The organism is Neobacillus canaveralius, from assembly GCF_047237705.1.
GTDB lineage: Bacteria > Bacillota > Bacilli > Bacillales > Cytobacillaceae > Neobacillus > Neobacillus niacini_K.
Genome location: NZ_JBDFLL010000001.1, coordinates 943,813 through 964,428 on the forward strand (window position 1 = coordinate 943,813; position 20,616 = coordinate 964,428).

General features: G+C 35.3%; 16 protein-coding genes. 11 read left to right on the plus strand and 5 right to left on the minus strand.

What is annotated here, in order from left to right:
• Positions 1-229: 229 nt before the first annotated feature.
• Entirely contained in the window at positions 230-5,137 is a 4,908-nt protein-coding gene (locus ABC255_RS04545; protein ID WP_412991647.1) for a PA14 domain-containing protein, read from the plus strand.
• Positions 5,138-5,217: 80 nt separating this feature from the next.
• Here the strand turns inward: ABC255_RS04545 and ABC255_RS04550 are convergent, their stop codons facing one another.
• The 4 genes from ABC255_RS04550 to ABC255_RS04565 form a co-directional block, all read right to left on the minus strand.
• On the minus strand, positions 5,218-6,783 hold the full coding sequence (locus ABC255_RS04550) for a glucosyltransferase domain-containing protein (protein WP_412991649.1): 1,566 nt from the start codon (positions 6,781-6,783) through the stop codon (positions 5,218-5,220).
• A gap of 3 nt (positions 6,784-6,786) precedes the next feature.
• Complete coding sequence (locus ABC255_RS04555) at positions 6,787-7,794, minus strand: glycosyltransferase family 2 protein (protein ID WP_412991650.1); 1,008 nt, start codon at positions 7,792-7,794, stop codon at positions 6,787-6,789.
• A complete protein-coding gene (locus ABC255_RS04560) occupies positions 7,787-8,194 on the minus strand; it encodes a GtrA family protein (protein WP_412991652.1) in 408 nt (135 codons plus the stop codon). The genes ABC255_RS04555 and ABC255_RS04560 overlap by 8 nt, the downstream gene beginning before the upstream one ends.
• Positions 8,195-8,506: 312 nt before the next feature.
• Positions 8,507-9,481 (minus strand): LCP family glycopolymer transferase, encoded by a 975-nt coding sequence (locus ABC255_RS04565; protein WP_412991653.1) that lies wholly within the window; start codon positions 9,479-9,481, stop codon positions 8,507-8,509.
• 379 nt (positions 9,482-9,860) lie between these two features.
• Here ABC255_RS04565 and ABC255_RS04570 point away from each other — a divergent pair, with 379 nt between their 5' ends.
• The 10 genes from ABC255_RS04570 (at position 9,861) to ABC255_RS04615 (ending at position 19,850) form a co-directional block, all read left to right on the plus strand.
• Positions 9,861-10,646, plus strand: a complete 786-nt coding sequence (locus ABC255_RS04570; RefSeq protein WP_412991654.1) for a glycosyltransferase family 2 protein — start codon at positions 9,861-9,863, stop codon at positions 10,644-10,646.
• 127 nt (positions 10,647-10,773) lie between these two features.
• Positions 10,774-12,147, plus strand: coding sequence for a hypothetical protein (locus ABC255_RS04575; RefSeq protein WP_412991655.1), 1,374 nt, complete (start codon positions 10,774-10,776; stop codon positions 12,145-12,147).
• The gene (locus ABC255_RS04580) at positions 12,144-12,980 is read left to right on the plus strand and encodes a glycosyltransferase (RefSeq protein WP_412991657.1); all 837 of its coding nucleotides are present in this window, start codon (positions 12,144-12,146) and stop codon (positions 12,978-12,980) included. The genes ABC255_RS04575 and ABC255_RS04580 overlap by 4 nt, the downstream gene beginning before the upstream one ends.
• Before the next feature lie 12 nt (positions 12,981-12,992).
• Entirely contained in the window at positions 12,993-13,700 is a 708-nt protein-coding gene (locus ABC255_RS04585; protein ID WP_412991659.1) for a glycosyltransferase family 2 protein, read from the plus strand.
• 139 nt (positions 13,701-13,839) lie between these two features.
• Positions 13,840-14,715, plus strand: coding sequence for a glucose-1-phosphate thymidylyltransferase RfbA (gene rfbA, locus ABC255_RS04590; protein ID WP_412991660.1), 876 nt, complete (start codon positions 13,840-13,842; stop codon positions 14,713-14,715).
• Between the two features lie 10 nt (positions 14,716-14,725).
• On the plus strand, positions 14,726-15,286 hold the full coding sequence (gene rfbC, locus ABC255_RS04595) for a dTDP-4-dehydrorhamnose 3,5-epimerase (RefSeq protein ID WP_335534175.1): 561 nt from the start codon (positions 14,726-14,728) through the stop codon (positions 15,284-15,286).
• 11 nt (positions 15,287-15,297) lie between these two features.
• On the plus strand, positions 15,298-16,320 hold the full coding sequence (rfbB, locus tag ABC255_RS04600) for a dTDP-glucose 4,6-dehydratase (RefSeq protein WP_412991662.1): 1,023 nt from the start codon (positions 15,298-15,300) through the stop codon (positions 16,318-16,320).
• Positions 16,320-17,165, plus strand: a complete 846-nt coding sequence (rfbD, locus tag ABC255_RS04605; RefSeq protein ID WP_412991664.1) for a dTDP-4-dehydrorhamnose reductase — start codon at positions 16,320-16,322, stop codon at positions 17,163-17,165. Before rfbB ends, rfbD begins: the two co-directional genes overlap by 1 nt.
• A 420-nt stretch (positions 17,166-17,585) precedes the next feature.
• A complete protein-coding gene (locus tag ABC255_RS04610; RefSeq protein WP_412991666.1) occupies positions 17,586-18,659 on the plus strand; it encodes a glycosyltransferase family 4 protein in 1,074 nt (357 codons plus the stop codon).
• Positions 18,660-18,785: 126 nt separating this feature from the next.
• Positions 18,786-19,850: a glycosyltransferase family 4 protein gene (locus ABC255_RS04615; RefSeq protein WP_412991667.1), complete on the plus strand. Its 1,065-nt coding sequence runs from the start codon at positions 18,786-18,788 to the stop codon at positions 19,848-19,850.
• A gap of 56 nt (positions 19,851-19,906) precedes the next feature.
• Here the strand turns inward: ABC255_RS04615 and ABC255_RS04620 are convergent, their stop codons facing one another.
• Positions 19,907-20,542, minus strand: a complete 636-nt coding sequence (locus ABC255_RS04620; RefSeq protein ID WP_412991669.1) for a YigZ family protein — start codon at positions 20,540-20,542, stop codon at positions 19,907-19,909.
• Positions 20,543-20,616: the final 74 nt, after the last annotated feature.

Below are 20,616 nucleotides of genomic sequence, written 5' to 3' on the forward strand. Positions count from 1 at the left end.
TAAAAATCGAACAATACATCCTAGTATAACATTTTTATATGGGTGGTTTTCCCACAATAATAATCTATTAGTTAATACTCTGTTTGTTTATTTGATTCTGTAAAATTAGTAATAAATTTGTAACATCTATTCTGCTAATATGATAGAATAATAGAGAAAATTGGCTAATAATGCCTATTTTTGGAAATCTATCATTCGGTTTTATGACAATTTATTTGAGGAGATAAGGATGCGAAGAATCGTTTTTTTACTATTTAGTTTACTTCTGGTCGGGGTAGGATTTAATCTAGGGGGAAGTTTGGGTCAGGCCGTAGAAATAGAAACTCCCTCTGTACATTATGCAACTCATGTACAGGACATTGGATGGCAGGATCCAGTTTCTGATGGAGATATATCAGGTACAGAAGGAAAGGCAAAACGATTAGAAAGTATTAAAATTTCAGTTGGAAATGTACAGGACTTAGGTGTGAAATATTCCACTCATGTACAGGATGTCGGTTGGTTAAATTATGTTTCCGACGGCCGAGAGAGTGGAACTACAGGAAAAGGAAAACGCTTAGAAGCCATAAAAATTGAACTTACCGGTACACAAGCTGAGAATTATGATATATATTACCGTGTTCATGCCGAAAATTACGGCTGGATGGACTGGGTAAAAAACGGTGAATTAGCGGGAACAAGTGGTGAAGCTAAGCGGTTGGAAGCAATTGAAATTGTCATTAAACCTAAGGAACAACCAGCTAATATTGACCCTGATAGACCATCAGTCGTTTATGCCACACATGTCCAAAATTATGGCTGGTTAGATCCTGTTGCAAATGGGCTAATAAGTGGAACCGAAGGGCAAGCTTTACGTGTTGAAGCTATTAATATCAAACTACAAAATTCCTCTTATACTGGAGGTATTACCTATTCCACACATGTTCAATATGATGGCTGGCAAAAAAGTGTATCCAACGGTGGAATATCTGGAACGGTCGGACCAGGCAAACGCTTGGAAGCTATTAAAATATCATTAACAGGTGATATAGCAAATTACTATGATATTTACTATCGAGTTCATTCTCAAAATTATGGCTGGATGGACTGGATGAAAAATGGTAAAGTCGCCGGAACAGAGGGATTAGGCTTACGAATCGAAGCAATTCAGATTGTTTTAGTGAAAAAGGGCGGAGAAGCACCTGATTCTTCCTATAAACCTACCTATAAACCAAAAACGAAAGATCCAGTGCATTATAATTGGGGAACAGGCAGTCCAGCAAAAGGGTTTCCAGTAGATAATTTTTTAGCTGAATTTGACCAGTCCGGATATTTCACAAATGGTGATTATTTTGTTCAGGCGTTTGCTGATGATGGTGTTTCGGTAAATGTTGATGGAGTAAGTCTAATAAATCGAATGAGCAGCTATACTTCCACAATTGACCGAGCCCTATGGTTAGGAGTTAAAGAAGGTAATTATTCCGTATACACGAAATATCTTGAATTATCCAATGGTGCAGGTGTATTTTCAGACGTCGTTCCATTTGATTCTTGGCTCGCCTATTATTATCAAAGTGAAAATATGTCAGGGATGCCTGCAGATGCGAGAATTGTATCGCCATCAGGGGATTTAAAAATGTTATCAGAAGACTTTGGTACAACGAGCCCCGTTGCAGGAGTTGGTCCAGCACACTTCTCTGCACGATATACAACAGCAAAGCATATTACACCTGGAACCTATATTTTACGGGCAAAAGCAGATGATGGAATACGAATCTATTTGGATGGAAAGCTGGTTGTAGACCGCTGGAAGAACAGCGGCTATCGCGATGATTCTATTAAACTAGATATCTCAAATCGCACCGATGCTAAAGAAGGGGAACAGGATGTTCACTGGATAGAGGTTCAATATTATAATGCAACTGACACAGGAAAAGTAGAAGTGGGCATAGAACCTTTCCAAGATGCTATTGTCAATTCATGGGTAGGGGAAGTATACCCAACTAATAATTTTCAAGGAACTCCATACGTGCTTGGCGGTATAAATTCCATTAATCCACTTACTAAATTGGACTTCAACTGGGGAACTGGTTCGCCGCATTCAGCTGTATCAAGTAACAGGTTTTCAGCAAGATTTACCAAAAAGTTAAACCTCGATGCAGGTACGTATATATTCAGTGCTAGAGCAGATGATGGTGTCCGAGTAAAGATTGATGATGAGACCATAATTAATGCTTGGCCTAATACAGGCTATGGAACTCAAAGAAAGATCATTAACCTAACTGGTAGCAATCATATTATTACCGTAGAATACTACGAAGATACAGCAGACGCTTATCTTTCCTTTGATTACCAGCGGTTAGAACAACTGCCAGTACTGACAGGGAAAACCGTCCATTACAACTGGGGATCTGGAGGTATAGGAGTAGGACAGCCTTCTGATTATTTCTTGGCTGAGTTTGACCAATCGGGAACATATGAGGGGGGAGATTACTTTCTTCAAGCTGTTGCAGACGATGGGGTTAAAGTGGAAGTCGATGGAAAAACGCTGATTAATCGTTGGAGTGGAAATACTGCAGCCGTTGACCGAGCATTATGGCTAGGGGTTAATGGAGGGCAACACAAAGTAAAAACTCATTATTATGAGGACATTGGCGATGCAGGTTTATTTTCAGACATCGTTCCATTTGACTCTTGGCTCGCTTATTATTATCCAAATGAAAATGTGTCAGGGATGCCTGCAAATGCGAGAATCGTATCACCAACAGGGGATTTAAAAATGTTATCAGAAGACTTTGGTACAACGAGCCCCGTTGCAGGAGTTGGTCCAGCACACTTCTCAGCACGATATACAACAGCAAAGCATATTACACCTGGAACCTATATTTTACGGGCAAAAGCAGACGATGGAATACGAGTCTATTTGGATGGAAAGCTGGTTGTGGATCGCTGGACGAACAGCGGCTATCGCGAAGATTCTATTAAACTAGATATCTCGAATCGTACAGATGCACAAGCTGGAGAGCAGGATGTTCACTGGATTGAGGTGCAATATTATAATGCCACTGACATAGGAAAAGTAGAGGTAGCTGTTGAACCTTTCGAAGGTGCCATTGTTAATAATTGGATTGAGGAAATTTATCCAAACCAGGACCTTATGGGAACACCGTTTATATACGGTGGGAAAAATGGACTTACACAAATTACGGACTTGAACTATAATTGGACGAACAACATGCCCCATCCGTCTGTTACAGGGCAAAACTTTTCAACGAGATTTACAAAAAAAATGACATTCGAAGCTGGAACCTATTTATTCGAAGCAAAAGCTGACGATGGAGTAAGAGTACTGGTCGATAATCAACCCATAATCAATAATTGGGCGAATGTTGGTACAAGTAGAAACGCAATTTATTTAAATGCTGGAGAGCATACCATCACTGTAGAATATAATCAAAAACTCTCTGATGCCTATCTGGTATTTAATATTCAGAAATTGAGCTCCAATAGGGTACTCTACCAGCAAGGAAGAGATGTCCAATATAATTGGGGAACAGGTGGACCAGCATCGTTTTCAACTGATAGTTTTGAAGCCTATTTTGATCAGTCAGGCAATTATTCTGCAGGGGATTATTTTATTCAATCTTTCGCAGATGATAGTGTCAAGGTTGATGTTGATGGTCAATCATTAATCGACCGTTGGACGAATTATACAGCTAAGGCAGATCGGGCTTTATGGCTAAACGTTAGTAATGGTTATCATTCGGTCATGACACATTATTTTGAAAATATCAATGAGGCTGCCGTATATTCACATATAGTTCCTTTCGATACGTGGCTTGCCTATTATTATCCGAATGAATCACTTTCAGGAATTCCTGTAGCAGCAAAAACCTTGGCTCCTGTTGGAACAAATAAAAGTCTAATTGAAGACTTTCAGACGAACAGTCCAGCCCCGAGTGTCCCGAACGACCATTTCTCAGCACGTTATACAACGGCTAAGCGTATTAACCCTGGAACTTATCTATTTAGAGCGAAGCAGGATGATGGTGTTAGAGTTTACCTGGATGGAAAACTTATAATAGATAGCTGGAGCAACGGAGGAGTAAGAGAGGAATATGCAAGGATCTCTGTTACAAACAGAACCGATCTAGCCCCTGGACAGGAGAATGTTCATTGGATAGAAGTGGAGTACTACGATTCTGAGAGTGTTGGCAGTATAGAATTTTCGGTTGAGCCATTAGTCGGACCTGTATACTTAACAAGCTATTACAATTATTCTCTAAGTCAAGTGGTAGATGCTCAGATGAAAGTAACGCCACAAACCGATTTATACACGAAATACGTGCGTGAAGATGCACTGACGAAAAATGAAAAGGGAGAATGGATTGTCAACGGTACTTGGAATGTAAGAGGTGGTCCAGGGACGAATTATCCAATTGTAGGAACGATTAATAATGGAGTTAAGGTATTAATAAAAAATACAATAACTACTCCGGGACAGCCTACTTGGTATCAAATTTCAGCTTGGATTAATGCCCTTCGAGGCGATGTTGAGAATTACGTGAACCCTAATAATTATTCTGAGAGTTCGAATGAGTATTTTCAATTCCTAAAATTGTCTGAAAGTACTGGACTTAATGTTAATGAAGTAAATAGTAAAATTCTTAGTGGGAATGGGATTCTCCAAGATAAGGCAAGTTCCTTCATTGAGGCAGGTACGAGACTTGGGATTAACGAAGTATACTTAATCAGCCATGCTTTGTTAGAAACTGGTAATGGTACATCTCCTCTTTCAACTGGTATTTTGGTTTCATCTGTTGATGGAAAAGCGGTAGAACCTAAGGTTGTCTATAATATGTATGGAATTAAAGCAACGGATGCTTGTCCTGATAGATGTGGTTCTGAATATGCTTATAAAATGGGGTGGACGGCACCTGAACTTGCCATTGTAGGCGGTGCAGAATTTATTGCCAACAACTATATTAAAGTAGGACAAGATACTTTGTATAAAATGAGATGGAATCCAGCCAGTCCAGGAACTCATCAATATGCAACCGATATTGGCTGGGCTGTGAAGCAAGTAAACAGAATAAAGAGCCTGTATGATTTACTGTCAAAGTATAATTTGGTATTCGATGAACCAAAGTTTCAATAAAATAATAAGCTAATAAAAATAAACCCCAGTTGGATAATATACCAACTGGGGTTTATTTGATGTATAAACTTTTTAGTGAATTATTTCTCCCCGATATATCCAGTATCTTCTGATAGCTTAATGATAATCGAGTCATTTTCAATCCGAATACTGTTTTTATCTGGCCACACTGTCATTTCTTGTTTAATGGAATGAGCATAATTTAATTGTTCATCTGTAGGTTTTTGAAAAGGATAACCAAGTGTTCGCATAAAAACAACAGCTCTAATGGTAGTACCTTGTTTAGTTCCCATATCCCATGCAAAAAAAGAATGACCAAGTGTTTCTCCTTTTAAATTTATAACATTTTCTGGCTCATGTTTACCAAGAATAATTAATGAATAATTTTTTCTGTCGCTAATACCCATGCTGTCGAGTTGGATGTTAATCCGATTAGCCAGTGTTACATCTTCTTCATATTTAACGTGCTCTGAAAATAATAAATTTGCCGTAAGATAACTTTGATTAAAAGCTAAAATAATGCACAATAAAACCCATACTCTTTGAAGCAGTTTAGTATCTAAGTGCAAATATATATAGTAAAAATTAAATGCTATAACCAATTGAAGTGCAGGCATTTGTGCACGAACCGCTTCACTTTGCCCTAATAAAATCGTTAACAAAAAAGGAGATAGATACAAAAACATAAAACCTAGAATTTCAAGATAAACGGATTTAACACTTCTTAATTTCTTGATAAGGATAACTGCTACAATAATTGTGCTGAATAAAAACCCATAATTGTAGAAAATACTCCTTGCAAGAACTACATTTTTAATTTGATTGTAGATAATAGAAACAACTTCATTAAAAGGTAATTTTCCCCATAATATATTTCTTGATAAATAGGTTGAATTAGCAATACCCATTATATTTTTATGAACAGAAGCTAACAATTGAGACAAAATAAATGAAATCATAAAAATAAGTAAGTACTTTAGAACAATAATAAAATACCTCTTAAAATCTTTAACCTGCTGCTCCTTTTGGTCATTGTTCAGTATAAGTAAAATACTTACAATAGTTCCTGCAATATAAAAAGATATCAGTGATTGATAGGTTAAAAAGCTCCATATATTTAACATGATCGACATTATTGCAAAAGTTTTATAATTAGTCTTTACAAAGTAGTAACTCAAAAGTAAAGAAAGCACTAAAAATAAAATAGCTAACGAGACTTCAAAATTCAGTAACGTAAAATTTAATAACTCGGCAATAATTGGGTGTGACAAAAATAAGATAGGTAGGATAAAGATACTAGTTTTTTTTACATGAATGTTACTAATTCTTTGAACTAGGTAACAAAGAAGAAAACAAACAATAGTCAGTGTAAAAAATGTTAAAAAGTTAGCAACAAACGGGTTAAACCTATGGTTAAATAGCAAAAACTTTGTAAAAACTAAACCATGTCGATTGACACCAAGCCAATTTCCCATTTGTTCCAGATAACTGTCCATAATAACTTCAGTATCAATTGAATAATCAAAATAAAATATTTTGATACCATAAGTTAAAATAACAAAAAACGAAATTATACCTAAAAGGAACTTAGAATTCCTAAAAAAATCTAAGAACATATTCTTTTCGTGCACTAAAAATTCTTTCATAGTTTACCTCTTTTTTATAGAATATTCCATTGCTTCATTAAGTGTTTTTTGATTTTTATCTACTTGATAATTAGATAATTCATCTATATTTTTTGTTTCCTTAACTATATATATAGGCCTATTTTTACTCTCATCATATATTCTTGCAATATACTGTCCAATAATTCCTAGCCCTAGTAATTGTATCCCACTAAAAAAGGAAATAGCAACCATTAAAGAAGTCCAGCCTGATTCAATAGGGCGACCAAATAATTTCACTATAATGGAGTAAAGGAGTAAACCAATAGAAATTAAGACAGTAAATAAACCAAAGTTTGTAACCAACCTTAATGGTTTTGATGAAAAAGCAATTATTCCGTCTGAAGCAAATTTTATCATTTTCTTCAGAGGGTATTTTGTTTCTCCAGCAAATCTTTCATCTCTTTCATATTCTATATATGATTGCCTGAATCCAATCCAAGAAATCATTCCTCTAATAAATCGGTTTTTTTCAGACATATTCCTGAATACATCAGCTACCTTTTTATCAATGATTCTAAAATCACCTGTATCCTTAGGAATATTTATATCTGACATATAATTAAGGAAGCGATAAAAGGTCTTTGCAGTAAGAAGTTTAAAGAATGTTTCGCCTTTCCGAACCTTACGCTTCGCATAAACAACATCATACCCATCATTCCATTTGGCAATTAATTGTGGAATTAGTTCAGGAGGGTCTTGTAAATCCGCATCAATAATTACAATAGCATCACCGACTGCGAAATCAATACCTGCTGTAACGGCATTCTGATGGCCAAAATTTCTTGCGAAATTAACAATCTTAGCCCTATGATCATTTTTTGAAATTTCGTTTAAAATATCAATTGTCTTATCTGTGCTGCCGTCATTTACAAATATAAATTCATAATTAATTTTATGATTATCCATAACACTTTTTAAACGGTTATAGCACTCTTGGGCTACTTCTTCTTCAAAATACATCGGAACAACAATTGATATTAATTCATTCATATTTAATTCTCCTATCATTAGAATCTGCACTTTTGGAAGCAAAAGTCCATGTCTTTGTAAGAATAAAATTCAACCCCATACCAATACCTACTACAATAATTTGTGAAAATAATTTGTTCAAGTTAAACATATTGACCAAAATAAATAAACATAATGTGTTAAGCCCAAGTATTATTATATTAACCAAGAGGAACTTTAAATAAATTAGATAAGAGCTCTCTTTCACTTGAAATACCCAGTTCTTATTCCAGATATAACTATTAATCATTCCTAACATATAGGAAATAATATTGGCGATAATATAGTTCATATTAAATAAGTATACTAAAATTCCATAACTTCCAATTGTTATGGCAGTATTTAAAATGCCAATAAGACTAAATTTTAATAATTCCTTCATATTATCACCACATATACTTATGAGTTTATTTGAAAACAAGAGTCTTGTCTTCGAACCTTAATAGTATAGCTAAAAAAAACAAGTGAATCAATTTTATATTTTATTTATATATTATTCACAATAACTGGTATATATCATGCAGAGGAAATATGTAAATATCGAAAGATCATTCTTATAGTATGTTGTCCTACTCGGATTCTTTTACCATTCAGGGCAAAAAACTGCCTGTCTCCCTTGGAATAGAGGGGACAGGCAACATAGGTGCTTTTCTAAGTCTCTTTTTATCGGGTAAATTCATATCGCTAATGTTTATTAATAATTGGCATTTATTCTCGCAACGGTTTCCTGTGGTAATCCTAGGTGTTCACGCATTGAATCTGAAATGCTTTGTCGTGTCTCATCAGTCACTATATAATACCAAATGCTATCAATCATATCTCCTTCTCCTGTAAGTTCAAGTCTTTCAATCGTTTCAGCAGCAGGTTTATAGGAGGATTGGATGTCAATAATATCATCTAATGTTAAGTTTGTTTTAATATTGTCTTCAAGTGCACCAAGAATGTCATCGTAATTTGTTAAGGTAGAAAATGACTTTCCCTTTTCAATAATTTTTCTAATAACTTCTTGCTGTCTTTGTCCGCGACCTAAATCACCAAGAGGATCTTGTTTTCTCATTCGTGCATAGGCTAGAGCTTTTGTTCCATTTAAATGCTGCTCACCAGGTTTAAGGGTAACACCATCTAATTCGAATGCATATTGGTTATTAACATCGATCCCACCAACAGCATCAACAATATCTTTAAAGCTTTCCATATTAACTTGAATATAATAGTCAATTGGTACATTGATAAAGTTCTCAACTGTATCGATGCTCATTTCGATTCCACCGTATGCGTATGCAGCATTAATCTTATCCGTTCGATTTTTGCTCGTATTAGTATTACTAATTAGCTTTGTTCGGACATCACGTGGAATACTTAAGAGTTTAGTAGTTTTCTTATCAGGATTAACGGTAATGACCATCATTGAATCAGTTCGACCCTTATCGCCTTCCCTTTCATCGACACCCACTATTAAAATCGAAATAGGGTCTTTTTGCTCGAATTCGACTTTTTCCTCCCGCTTTTCAGAAACTTCTCTAGAAATGGGATTGTTCATTTTATTGACAGCACTTGCAACATTGCTATACACATTATAAGAATATACCCCTCCACCAATTAAAAGTAGTATGAAAGTGAAGATACTAATGCGCAGCCATTTTGATTTTTTCTTTTTCTTCTTCTTCATTTTCGATCTAGTTAAATCCATATATACAATCCCTTCTATAAAGGTAGTAGTGTTCTCTTTAGGAGACAATCTATTCCAAATTATATAATTGAATTGATATAAGTTCAACTGGAAATAAAATAAATCACCGATAAAAGTACAAATTTTGACAAGATGATGCTATAATTGTGTTTTGTTACGACAACAAAGTGGGCATTTTGTTGATTCTTGTTGTTAAATCAAAATAAACGCATGATTGTTAGGACATTGTAAAAAAATATCCTAAATCATTGTGATAAATTTTTTACATCAATATTTATAGACGTAAAAGATTGATACACGTTAATTATAAAGAGCGTGCGTGTTTCAAACATACCACAGTATGAAAGAGTGTGAAAAAATGTCTAATGCAAAAGTTGCGATTAGTATTGTGACATATAATAGTCAACATATCTTCAAAGTGCTTGAAAATCTAAAAAAAGAGTTTGGCCAAGATGACCAATTTCGTTTTATTATTTTTGATAATAACTCAAATGAAGAATATAAAAAAAAGTTAAAAGATTATCAAGATTATGCTGATATAACTTTTTATCATGAGAATAACGGCTTTGGCTTCGGTCATAATTACAATTTGTTAAAGGCTAATGAAAAATATTTTTTAGTTTTTAATCCAGATGTAATTTTAGTAAGAGCAGATTTGTTAAAAATGATTGAATTAATGGAAAAAGATGAATCTATCGCCTTATTAGTACCTAAGGTATTAAATTCAGATGGAACACCACAGCACTTAATGAGAGATCGCGTTTCTGTTTTTGATTATTTTTTAAGATTTGTTCCATTTCAATTTATTAAAAAAATGTTCGCTAAGCGTCTTGCTTCATATGAGCTAAGGGATATTCCAAATGATCGGGATGTAGATATACGGATTGGCTCTGGCTGCTTTATGTTATTAAGGGGAAATGATTTTAAAGAAATCGGTGGCTTTGACGACCGCTATTTTATGTACTTTGAAGATTATGATTTGTGCATAGAGTTGAAAAAACGAAATAAACGAATTGTCTATACACCATTTTCAAAGGTAGTTCACTATTATGAACGAGGTGCACATAAAAATTCAAAATTGTTTAGAATCTTTATGGAATCAATGTACAAGTACTTCAATAAATGGGGATGGCGATGGTTTTAAAAAAATTGAAGGATGGAAAAAACTTAAATAATAAAATTGTACATGTTTATCGATAAAGGTAATTAAACTAAAAAATAAAGTGCGATGATAAAAAATGATATATGAAGTAGTAGGAGAGGTTACTTTCATGAATAAATTTGAGAAAATTTTATTAACAATTTTCTTTATTGAAATCTTTATTGGAGGTGGGGGAAGGCTTATTGACTTTGGGGTTGTATCTATTCGACAAGTCTTGTTCCTCCTTCTATTAATAGCATTTGTATATCGAATAATTAAAGAAAAGGCTATCTTCAATAAAGAAATAAATACTTTTTTTCGCTTGAATTTGGCTACAATTGGAATTTATCTGCTCCTTTTCTGGTTTGTAATCAGTAGCCTTATTGGTTTTATAAATGGGCATCCACTAGGGGCAATTGTTACAGATTTTTTAAGGGTATCATACTTTCTGGTTTATTTTCCATTGGCTTACTATATAACAGGAAGTCGCTTTTCAATCCACCGAATTATTACATTGTTGAAATATAGTGCTGTAGCAGTAGCCATTTTTACCATAACAGTATCAATACTCGGCAAAACTGTATTTGCAGCCAATTTCGATCCGTTTTATCAGTTTATGGTTATGATTATGAACGATGACTTATTCTTTAGACCAAGCAATAGTGTCTTTTATAAAAGTCATTTCTTTGTATTAATAGGACTTATACTTTCTCTAAATGATTTGCTAAACAAAAAATATAGTAAATTGGATATTGCAATATTAATATTAGGTTCAGTCTCAATCATATGGTCTGAAACTAGAGGATTCTTACTTGCTTTTATGTTGAGTGTTTTTATGATTATCATCTTGGATGTCAAGTTAATTGTCGATCCGATTAGAGGCTTTTCACAAAAAGTAGAAAAATTAATAAAATCTCATCAATTTATTAGGAAACTCATTATATCCATACTTGTAATGGTCTCCGTTCCCTTCATGTATAATTACATGACTTTGGAGCGATTTGAAGTTACAACCGTGGAAGAAGTACCTGCAGAAAACGGGGAGAATTCAGTTCAACCTAATAAACAAAATACAGATAAAGCGCAACCGGAAGTGAATGATGTTAGCGTCAATGCACGAATGGAATTTATTTCAGCCTCAAAGGAAATATTAGTTAAACCTCTCAATTTAATACTTGGAACTGGTTATGGGGCTGAAATAGCTGGTAGAATAACTGGTTTGGAAATGAGTTTTCTAGATATCTTAATTGAACAAGGTCTAATAGGTTTTGCAACTTGGGGTTTTCTATTTTTAGTCATTTACATCAATTTTTACCTTGCTTTTAAAAAAGGGTACAAGTTAACTACACTTGATATTTCCTTAATGGCTGCATTCATGGGGATTCTTTTATTGACAAACATTAACCCATTTATTAATAATCCGATCGGGATTAGCTTTTTCTTAGTATTACTAGTGTATTCTCAATGCATGAAAGATTTACGCATAAAAGAGGGAGTACAATGAAAATAACCATCGTTGTTGTAGTTTATAAGGAAAATCCAGAAGAAAGTAAAACGTTCCGAACATTGAGGAATACGTTGTTTCTAAAACAGGATTTGGTCCCGAACATTGAGTTAATCCTGTATGATAATAGTCCAGATCAACATTCCTTCAATCCCCTTGATTATGAGGGGGTACATATTTCTTATTTCCATGACCCGAGAAATTTAGGAATTGCAACTGCTTATAATTTCGCATGGTCAATTGCAAAAGAAAATGGCAGTCAGTGGTTGCTGTTGTTGGATCATGATACAGAACTAACAGTTGAATACTTTAATCAGTTTGGGCTTTTAACGGAGATGTCAAATGATGTCGTAGCAGTTGTCCCAAGAATCTTTAGTGAGAATACGATGATTTCCCCTGTTTTCAGCAGCTCATTAAGGCCATTACAAGAGAAACGTCCGGTTGCTGGACTTCAAACACAGCCCGTTATGGCAATTAATTCAGGGACGCTAATCCGCGTTGATTTTATAAATGAATTAAATGGTTTTAATGAAAGTTTTCCTTTAGATTTTCTGGACCATTGGATATTCTTTACTCTATATAAAAATGGCCATACCGCGTGGCTATTAGATGTTACACTAGAGCATGAGTTGTCGGTGATGGATTATAGCAGGGTTTCACTGAAAAGGTACCAAAGTATTTTGAATTCAGAAATAAATTTTTACAAAAATTATAAAAAAGAATTGATTCCTGCCTACCGTCTACAGTTGGTAAAACGTTTAGTAAAACAGGTGCTTACCGTTAAAAATAAGAAAATTGCACTGTATACATTAAAACGGCTTTTATCGATATAAGGAGTATTATCAATGAAGAAAACTGTTTGTATGGCGACATATAATGGGGAAAAATTTGTAGTTAGACAACTTGAGTCAGTGTTGAAACAACTGGAAATGGAAGATGAACTGATCATTATTGATGACCGTTCAAGTGATAATACTGTTCAAACCATTAAAGAACAATTTGGAGAACGGGTTAAAGTACATGTGAATGACACAAACTTAGGTGCAATTAAAAGTTTTGAAAAGGCAATTTCCCATGTAAAGGGTGATATCGTTTTTCTATGTGACCAGGATGATGTATGGGAAGATGAGAAGGTTGAAACCGTCATGAAGGCGTTTAAGGAAGAAAACGCTGATCTAGTCGTTCATGACGCCGTTGTTGTAGATGGTAATCTTGATGTGATCAATCCCTCATGGAATGATTACAACCGTAACAACATAAACCAAGGTATTTTAGGGAATATTTTAAAAAACGCGTATACAGGTGCTTTTATGGCATTCAAAAAGGAATTGCTGTCAGACATCTTACCATTTCCCCAATCCATTGAAATGCATGACCAATGGATTGCGCTTGTTAGTATGCTGAAAAAGAAAAAAATAGTCTTTATTGACAAGAAGTTAATGAAATATGTTCGTCACGGTGGAAATGTAACAGGAATGAAGAAACGATCATTATACGTTCAGTTAAAAGGGCGGATAGGGACGATATCAGCCCTTTTAGGTAATAGACGATAATTTTTTATTTCTTATTTTTTACTTTTTAATTACAAATTATATAGAGTTTGTCATTTTACAATTTCCTTCTTTATAATGGGAAGGGGAATTGGAAGGCTTTTTATAAATTACCTGAAAACAATTATAGGAGTTGATACACATGAAAGGAATTATCCTTGCAGGCGGTAGTGGAACAAGGCTTTACCCCTTAACAAAGGTGGTGTCAAAACAACTATTACCGGTTTACGATAAACCAATGATTTATTATCCGCTTTCTGTCCTTATGTTAGCAGGAATTAAGGATGTCCTAATTATTTCAACACCAGAGGATATTGCTCGTTTTGAGCAAATTCTAGGTGACGGTTCAGATCTTGGAATGAATTTTTCTTACAAAGTTCAGCCGCATCCTGGCGGATTAGCGCAAGCATTCCTAATTGGTGAAGAATTTATCGGAGATGACAATGTTGCTTTAGTCTTAGGTGACAACATTTTTTATGGTCATGGATTAACTGAACTTTTAAAAAGAGCAGCTTCCCGTGAAACTGGCGCATCCGTTTTCGGATATTACGTAAACGATCCAGAGCGTTTCGGTGTGGTTGAATTTGATGATGAAGGAAAAGCAGTATCAATTGAAGAAAAGCCATTAGATCCTAAGTCTAATTATGCAGTGACTGGTCTTTATTTTTATGATAATCGAGTTGTTGAGATTGCTAAGAACATCAAGCCGTCCCCACGAGGTGAACTCGAAATTACAGACATCAATAAAGCTTACCTTGATATGGGAGAACTTAATGTAGAATTGCTTGGCCGCGGCTTTGCTTGGTTAGATACAGGAACTCATGAATCTTTATTAGAAGCATCACAATTTATTGAAACAGTTGAAAAACGTCAGTCATTAAAAATTGCCTGTTTAGAAGAAATTGCATATAAAATGGGCTATATTACAAAAGATAAGTTATTAGAGTTAGCTGAGCCATTAATGAAAAATCAATATGGGCAATACTTAGTAAAAGTAGCAACTCAAGGATTGAAATGAGGTATAACAAATGAATATTATTGAAACGAAACTTTCAGGTGTGAAAATTTTAGAACCTAAGGTATTTGGTGACCATCGTGGTTACTTTATGGAAAGCTATAATAGAAATATTTTTGAAGAACTAGGTTTACATTTTGATTTTATCCAAGACAATCAATCCCTTTCAGCTCCTGTTGGAACGTTGCGCGGGTTACATTTTCAATTGAATCCGAAGGCGCAGACAAAGGTTGTCCGTTGTGTTACCGGTGCAATTTATGATGTCGCAGTAGATATTAGGCAAGGTTCTCCTACATATGGACAGTGGGTTGGTGTGATTTTAAGTGAACATAATAAGCGCCAGCTGTTAGTACCAAAGGGTTTTGCGCATGGTTTTTGCACATTGGTACCTGACACTACCGTTGCTTATAAAGTAGATGAATATTATTCACCAGAGCATGATGGTGGTATTCTCTGGAACGATCCTGAATTAGGAATAGATTGGCCAACAACAAATCCAATTCTTTCTGATAAAGATACAAAGCACCCAACATTGAGTGCTGCAACTCATTTAAATTTTGTGTTTGAGAAATAGGAGGCTTACATATGAAGTTATTAGTTACAGGCGGAGCTGGCTTTATTGGTAGCAACTTTGTCCGTTATATGGTAAATAAATACCCTGAATATCAAATTGTTAACCTTGACTTGTTAACATATGCAGGAAATCTTGAAAATCTTAAAGATATTGAAAATGCAGCTAATTATAAATTCGTTCGTGGGGATATTGCAAATCGTGATTTTATTAATGGTCTTTTTCAAGAAGAAAAGTTTGATTATGTATTGAATTTTGCTGCTGAATCCCATGTTGACCGCAGTATCACAGATCCAGGAATCTTTGTTCAAACCAATATTCAAGGAACGTTGGCGTTACTTGATGCAGCGAAGACATTTGGTGTAACAAAATACCTTCAAGTATCAACAGATGAAGTCTATGGTACTTTAGGTGAAACAGGCTATTTCACGGAGGAAACTCCTTTAGCAGCTAACAGCCCGTATAGTGCTAGTAAGGCTGGTGCAGACCTGCTCGTTCGTGCATATCACGAGACATTTGGTCTTCCTGTAAACATTACACGCTGCTCTAATAACTATGGACCGTTCCATTTCCCTGAAAAGCTTATTCCATTGATGATCATCAATGCTTTAAATGATAAAGAGCTCCCTATCTATGGTGATGGATTGAACATTCGCGATTGGCTTCATGTTGAAGACCATTGCCAGGCGATTGATCTTGTGCTTCACAAAGGACGTAATGGAGAAGTTTACAATGTCGGCGGCAACAATGAACGTACAAATATTGAAATTGTAAAAACCATCCTAAAGCATTTGAATAAGCCAGAGTCACTAATGAAGTTTGTTACAGACCGTCCTGGCCATGACCGTCGTTATGCAATTGACGCTACAAAGCTTCGTACTGAGCTGGGATGGTCTCCAAAATATAATTTTGATACTGGTATCGAACAAACGATTAACTGGTATTTGAATAATCGTGAGTGGTGGGAAAATATCATTTCTGGTGAATACCAAGACTATGTGAAATCCCAGTATGGCGACAGATTAGAGGTAGAATAATGAAGGTTGTTGTAACAGGTGCAGCTGGTCAATTGGGTCAGGATGTTCTTTTGGAATTAGGTAGAAAGAATCATCAAGCTTTTGGTACTGACCGTACACAATTGGATATTACAAATGAAGCGGACGTTACCACTTATATTAATGAAGTGAAACCTGACGTAATTTTGCATTGTGCGGCCTATACCAACGTGGATGCTGCGGAGGAGAACGAAGATGCGGCCTATCAAATCAATGCTGCCGGTACTGAATATTTAGCAAAAGCAGCTAAGCTTAATGGTGTAAAAATGCTTTATATTAGCACAGATTATGTATTTGATGGTACCGCCACTGAGCCCTATGAGGTTGATGAACCAACAAAACCGCTAGGTGCTTATGGTCGAACAAAATTGGCTGGTGAACAGCTTTTACAGAAGCATCTAGCTGAATTTTTTATTGTTCGTACCGCTTGGGTGTTCGGAATTTATGGAAATAATTTTGTTAAAACAATGCTCCGCCTAGGCAAAGAGCGAGGAGAAGTTGGTGTGGTTCATGATCAGGTTGGATCACCAACATATACTGTCGACCTAGCCAAATTCATGGTTGAATTAATGGAGACTGATAAATATGGAATTTATCACGCCACGAACAGCGGAATTTGCTCTTGGTATGAATTTGCAGTGGAAATATTTAAGCAGGCGGATATGAAAGTAACGGTCAATCCATTATCGAGTGACCAATTTCCACGTCCTGCTGCACGTCCAAAGTATTCAGTCTTAAGTAAGAAAATGATTGAAAAGCAAGGTTTAAGTCCACTTCGAGATTGGAAAGAAGCACTTGCTGCATATTTAGGTGAATCAAAATTGTAAGTATGACCAGCCGATAAACTAAAAACCCTTTTCGCTCAGAAAGGGGTTTTTAGCTTTGTACCGTAAAAAGATAAAACAAATTCGAAGAAATTGTGAAAAGGAAATCAAAGGTGAAACTTTCTCTATTAGGTTTCCGTCTAAATATGAGAAGCAATGTTCAACAAAAAATGTAAAAAAAGAGGTGTTCTGTCGAAAATCTGAAATATATCAACAACACTGTACTCGCTATCATCATTGGTATATAAGGGTTTTTTGAGTTTCTGGAACACTTTATGAAGAGTAAGGAGGAAGAAATTTAGCAAATCCTAGTTTATTTCTATAATAGACTATGCTATAATCCATTAGGATATGTTTGTCACACATAATATGAATTCACTATCAAAATATAAAAATATAGATACGTAAATCTTGGAGGACATTATGTTATATTTAACTCTAGCTATCTGTTTTTTTGCGTCAATATTACTTACTCCGGTAGTTAAAAAACTAGCATTTAAGATTGGAGCAACAGATAAACCAAACCAAAGAAAAGTCCATTCACGTATCATGCCCCGACTAGGCGGCTTAGCAATATTTTTAAGTTTTATCATTGGCACTTTAATTTATAATCCATCTGATGAGCCTTTTGGTCAGTATCATCTTTCGATCATAATCGGAGGTATTATCATCATATTGACTGGAATGTTAGATGATGTAAAGGAAATATCCCCTAAAGTCAAATTAGCAGGCCAGGTTGCAGCAGCTGCAGTAATAGTGATATACGGCGGCTTACAGGTTGAATTTATCAACCTGCCATTTGGCGGAATTATTGATTTCGGTTACTTAAGTATTCCTTTAACAATGATCTGGATTATTGGAATTACCAATGCCATTAATCTCATCGATGGTTTAGATGGCTTAGCTGGTGGCGTATCTACAATTGCATTATTCGCTATCGCTGGAATGTCCATGATTATGGGTAACCAATATGTTACTATTATGGCATTAATTGTTGCTGTAAGTACTTTAGGTTTCCTAGTCTACAACTTTCATCCTGCAAAGATCTTTATGGGAGATACCGGTGCCCTATTCTTAGGATATATTATTGCGGTACTGTCATTGCTAGGATATAAAAATGTAACATTTATCTCATTAATTATTCCAATTATAATTCTTGGTGTACCAATTTCGGATACTTTCTTTGCGATTATTCGCCGTTTAGTTAACAAACAGCCGTTATCTGCACCGGATAAATCGCATCTCCATCATTGTTTGTTAAAAATAGGGTTTACTCATCGTCAAACAGTTTTAGTAATTTATGCAATGGCCGCACTGTTTGCTTTAGCAGCGTTTGTTTTTTCACAATCAACCGTTTGGGGTTCAATTATCGTTATTTTAGCGCTGTTAATTACTATTGAGCTAGTTGTTGAGAGTATAGGTCTAATTCGTGAGGATTATAAACCTCTCTTGAACTTTATTAAAGGAATAAAACCTGTAAATGTGAAAAATAGATAAATGCTATATTCATAGAAAAGTCTAAAACATTGTTTTAGGCTTTTTTTGATTTTTCCTGTTTTTAACTACATATTCACTGTTTTCAAATCTATTTTTATGGGAAATATACTACCGAGGAGGTTTTCTATGCTGTTTATTACCTTGATAGTATGTTTTGTCATTTCCATTCTTATTACTCCACTCATAAAAAAGTTAGCGGTCTCTATTGGAGCTACGGATAAGCCGAATCAGCGTAAGGTTCATCAATCGACGATGCCAAGGTTGGGCGGGTTAGCTATTTTTATTAGTTTTATTTTAGGAATGTTCATTTTACAACCAGTAAATCCAGCTTCCATCGCTATACTCATAGGAGGTTTCATTATTGTTTTTACTGGAATTTGTGATGATTTATTTGAGCTATCAGCTAAGTATAAACTCCTGGGGCAATTAGTGGCGGCATTCTCGGTTGTTTTCTTGGGTGACCTACAAGTCATTTTTATTAATCTTCCTTTTGGAGGGCATCTTGAGTTTGGTTATTTGAGCATTCCAATTACGATTCTTTGGATTGTTGGAATTACGAATGCGATTAATTTAATTGACGGTTTGGATGGACTTGCTGCAGGTGTATCCTCAATAGCCTTAGTTACTATTTCAGGGATGGCTCTGATCCAAGGGAACATGTTTGTAGTTGCAGTCGGTGCGATCGTCTTAATGGGGACATTGGGCTTCCTTTATCATAACTTTCATCCAGCAAGTATTTTTATGGGTGACACAGGAGCATTGTTTCTAGGCTTTATTATTTCAGTTCTCTCCTTGTTAGGATATAAAAATGTAACGTTTATTTCCTTCATCATTCCGGTAATTATACTTGGAGTTCCGATTTCCGATACTTTCTTTGCCATTATGCGAAGGATTATTAATAAACAACCGTTATCAGCTCCCGATAAATCTCATTTGCACCACTGCCTGTTAAGGCTTGGCTACACGCACAGGCAAACAGTTTTACTGATTTATGCAATGGCTGCATTCTTTGGTCTAGTGGCTGTTATTTATTCTCAAGCAAGGATCGGCGTCTCTCTCTTCCTAATCTGTTTGCTTGTTTTATTAATGGAATTTATTGCTGAAAAAATTGGCTTGGTTGGGACTAACTACCGGCCGTTACTAAAGATATTGCGTATGTTTGGAATTACAACGGCAAAAGACCGATCATAAAAAAGGGACTGACTCAAAATGGCACAAACTGTGGCATTTGAGTCAATCCCTTTATTCTAAAGTAAAACTTCCAAGTAGTCCGTTTCCCCTTCTTTAAGGTCAGCTTGTCCGTTTGTAAGTTCAGTTAACCAATCAACAAACACACTCACTTGGTCCTCATTTACGTATACTTCAACTTCCACAATATCAAGATAATGAATTTCCTTGATGATATATTCTGACTCCCAGAGCTCTTTTTCAACCTTCCCAAGCCAAGTATAATCAATTTTCACATGAATAACTTGAACAAGTCTTCGCTCCACTATACCTGCTGTTTCTAAGCCTTCTGATGTCGCTTTCCCATACGCACGAATCAGACCGCCTGCCCCTAATTTAATCCCTCCAAAGTAGCGGGTAATGACGACCACGGTATCTTTCAGTTTCTTTTTTTTCAACACCTCAAGAATCGGTACGCCAGCAGTCCCGCTGGGTTCACCGTCATCATTTGCTTTTTGAATGTGGTCATTTTCACCTATCAAATAGGCTGAGCAATTATGATTGGCGTCCCAATATTTTTTCTTTAGAGCCTGGATAAATTCTTGAGCTTCCCCTTCATTTTCTGCTCTTTTAATGTGGGCAATAAATCGAGACTTTTGAATGATAATTTCATGTTCGGAAACTTCCTGCCTAACCGTTAAATACCGAGATAGCATGGTACTCTTCCTCCATAATCTTTTTAAAATAATATAAAAAAAACACCGGTGTAATATAACTTTAATATAGAAAT

Excerpts from the sequence above, each read along its gene's own strand:
- ABC255_RS04545 (WP_412991647.1), top strand. The coding sequence starts at position 230 with ATGCGAAGAATCGTTTTTTTACTATTTAGTTTACTTCTGGTCGGGGTA.
- ABC255_RS04550 (WP_412991649.1), bottom strand. The coding sequence starts at position 6,783 with ATGAAAGAATTTTTAGTGCACGAAAAGAATATGTTCTTAGATTTTTTT.
- ABC255_RS04555 (WP_412991650.1), bottom strand. The coding sequence starts at position 7,794 with ATGAATGAATTAATATCAATTGTTGTTCCGATGTATTTTGAAGAAGAA.
- ABC255_RS04560 (WP_412991652.1), bottom strand. The coding sequence starts at position 8,194 with ATGAAGGAATTATTAAAATTTAGTCTTATTGGCATTTTAAATACTGCC.
- ABC255_RS04565 (WP_412991653.1), bottom strand. The coding sequence starts at position 9,481 with ATGAAGAAGAAGAAAAAGAAAAAATCAAAATGGCTGCGCATTAGTATC.
- ABC255_RS04570 (WP_412991654.1), top strand. The coding sequence starts at position 9,861 with ATGTCTAATGCAAAAGTTGCGATTAGTATTGTGACATATAATAGTCAA.
- ABC255_RS04575 (WP_412991655.1), top strand. The coding sequence starts at position 10,774 with ATGAATAAATTTGAGAAAATTTTATTAACAATTTTCTTTATTGAAATC.
- ABC255_RS04580 (WP_412991657.1), top strand. The coding sequence starts at position 12,144 with ATGAAAATAACCATCGTTGTTGTAGTTTATAAGGAAAATCCAGAAGAA.
- ABC255_RS04585 (WP_412991659.1), top strand. The coding sequence starts at position 12,993 with ATGAAGAAAACTGTTTGTATGGCGACATATAATGGGGAAAAATTTGTA.
- rfbA (WP_412991660.1), top strand. The coding sequence starts at position 13,840 with ATGAAAGGAATTATCCTTGCAGGCGGTAGTGGAACAAGGCTTTACCCC.
- rfbC (WP_335534175.1), top strand. The coding sequence starts at position 14,726 with ATGAATATTATTGAAACGAAACTTTCAGGTGTGAAAATTTTAGAACCT.
- rfbB (WP_412991662.1), top strand. The coding sequence starts at position 15,298 with ATGAAGTTATTAGTTACAGGCGGAGCTGGCTTTATTGGTAGCAACTTT.
- rfbD (WP_412991664.1), top strand. The coding sequence starts at position 16,320 with ATGAAGGTTGTTGTAACAGGTGCAGCTGGTCAATTGGGTCAGGATGTT.
- ABC255_RS04610 (WP_412991666.1), top strand. The coding sequence starts at position 17,586 with ATGTTATATTTAACTCTAGCTATCTGTTTTTTTGCGTCAATATTACTT.
- ABC255_RS04615 (WP_412991667.1), top strand. The coding sequence starts at position 18,786 with ATGCTGTTTATTACCTTGATAGTATGTTTTGTCATTTCCATTCTTATT.
- ABC255_RS04620 (WP_412991669.1), bottom strand. The coding sequence starts at position 20,542 with ATGCTATCTCGGTATTTAACGGTTAGGCAGGAAGTTTCCGAACATGAA.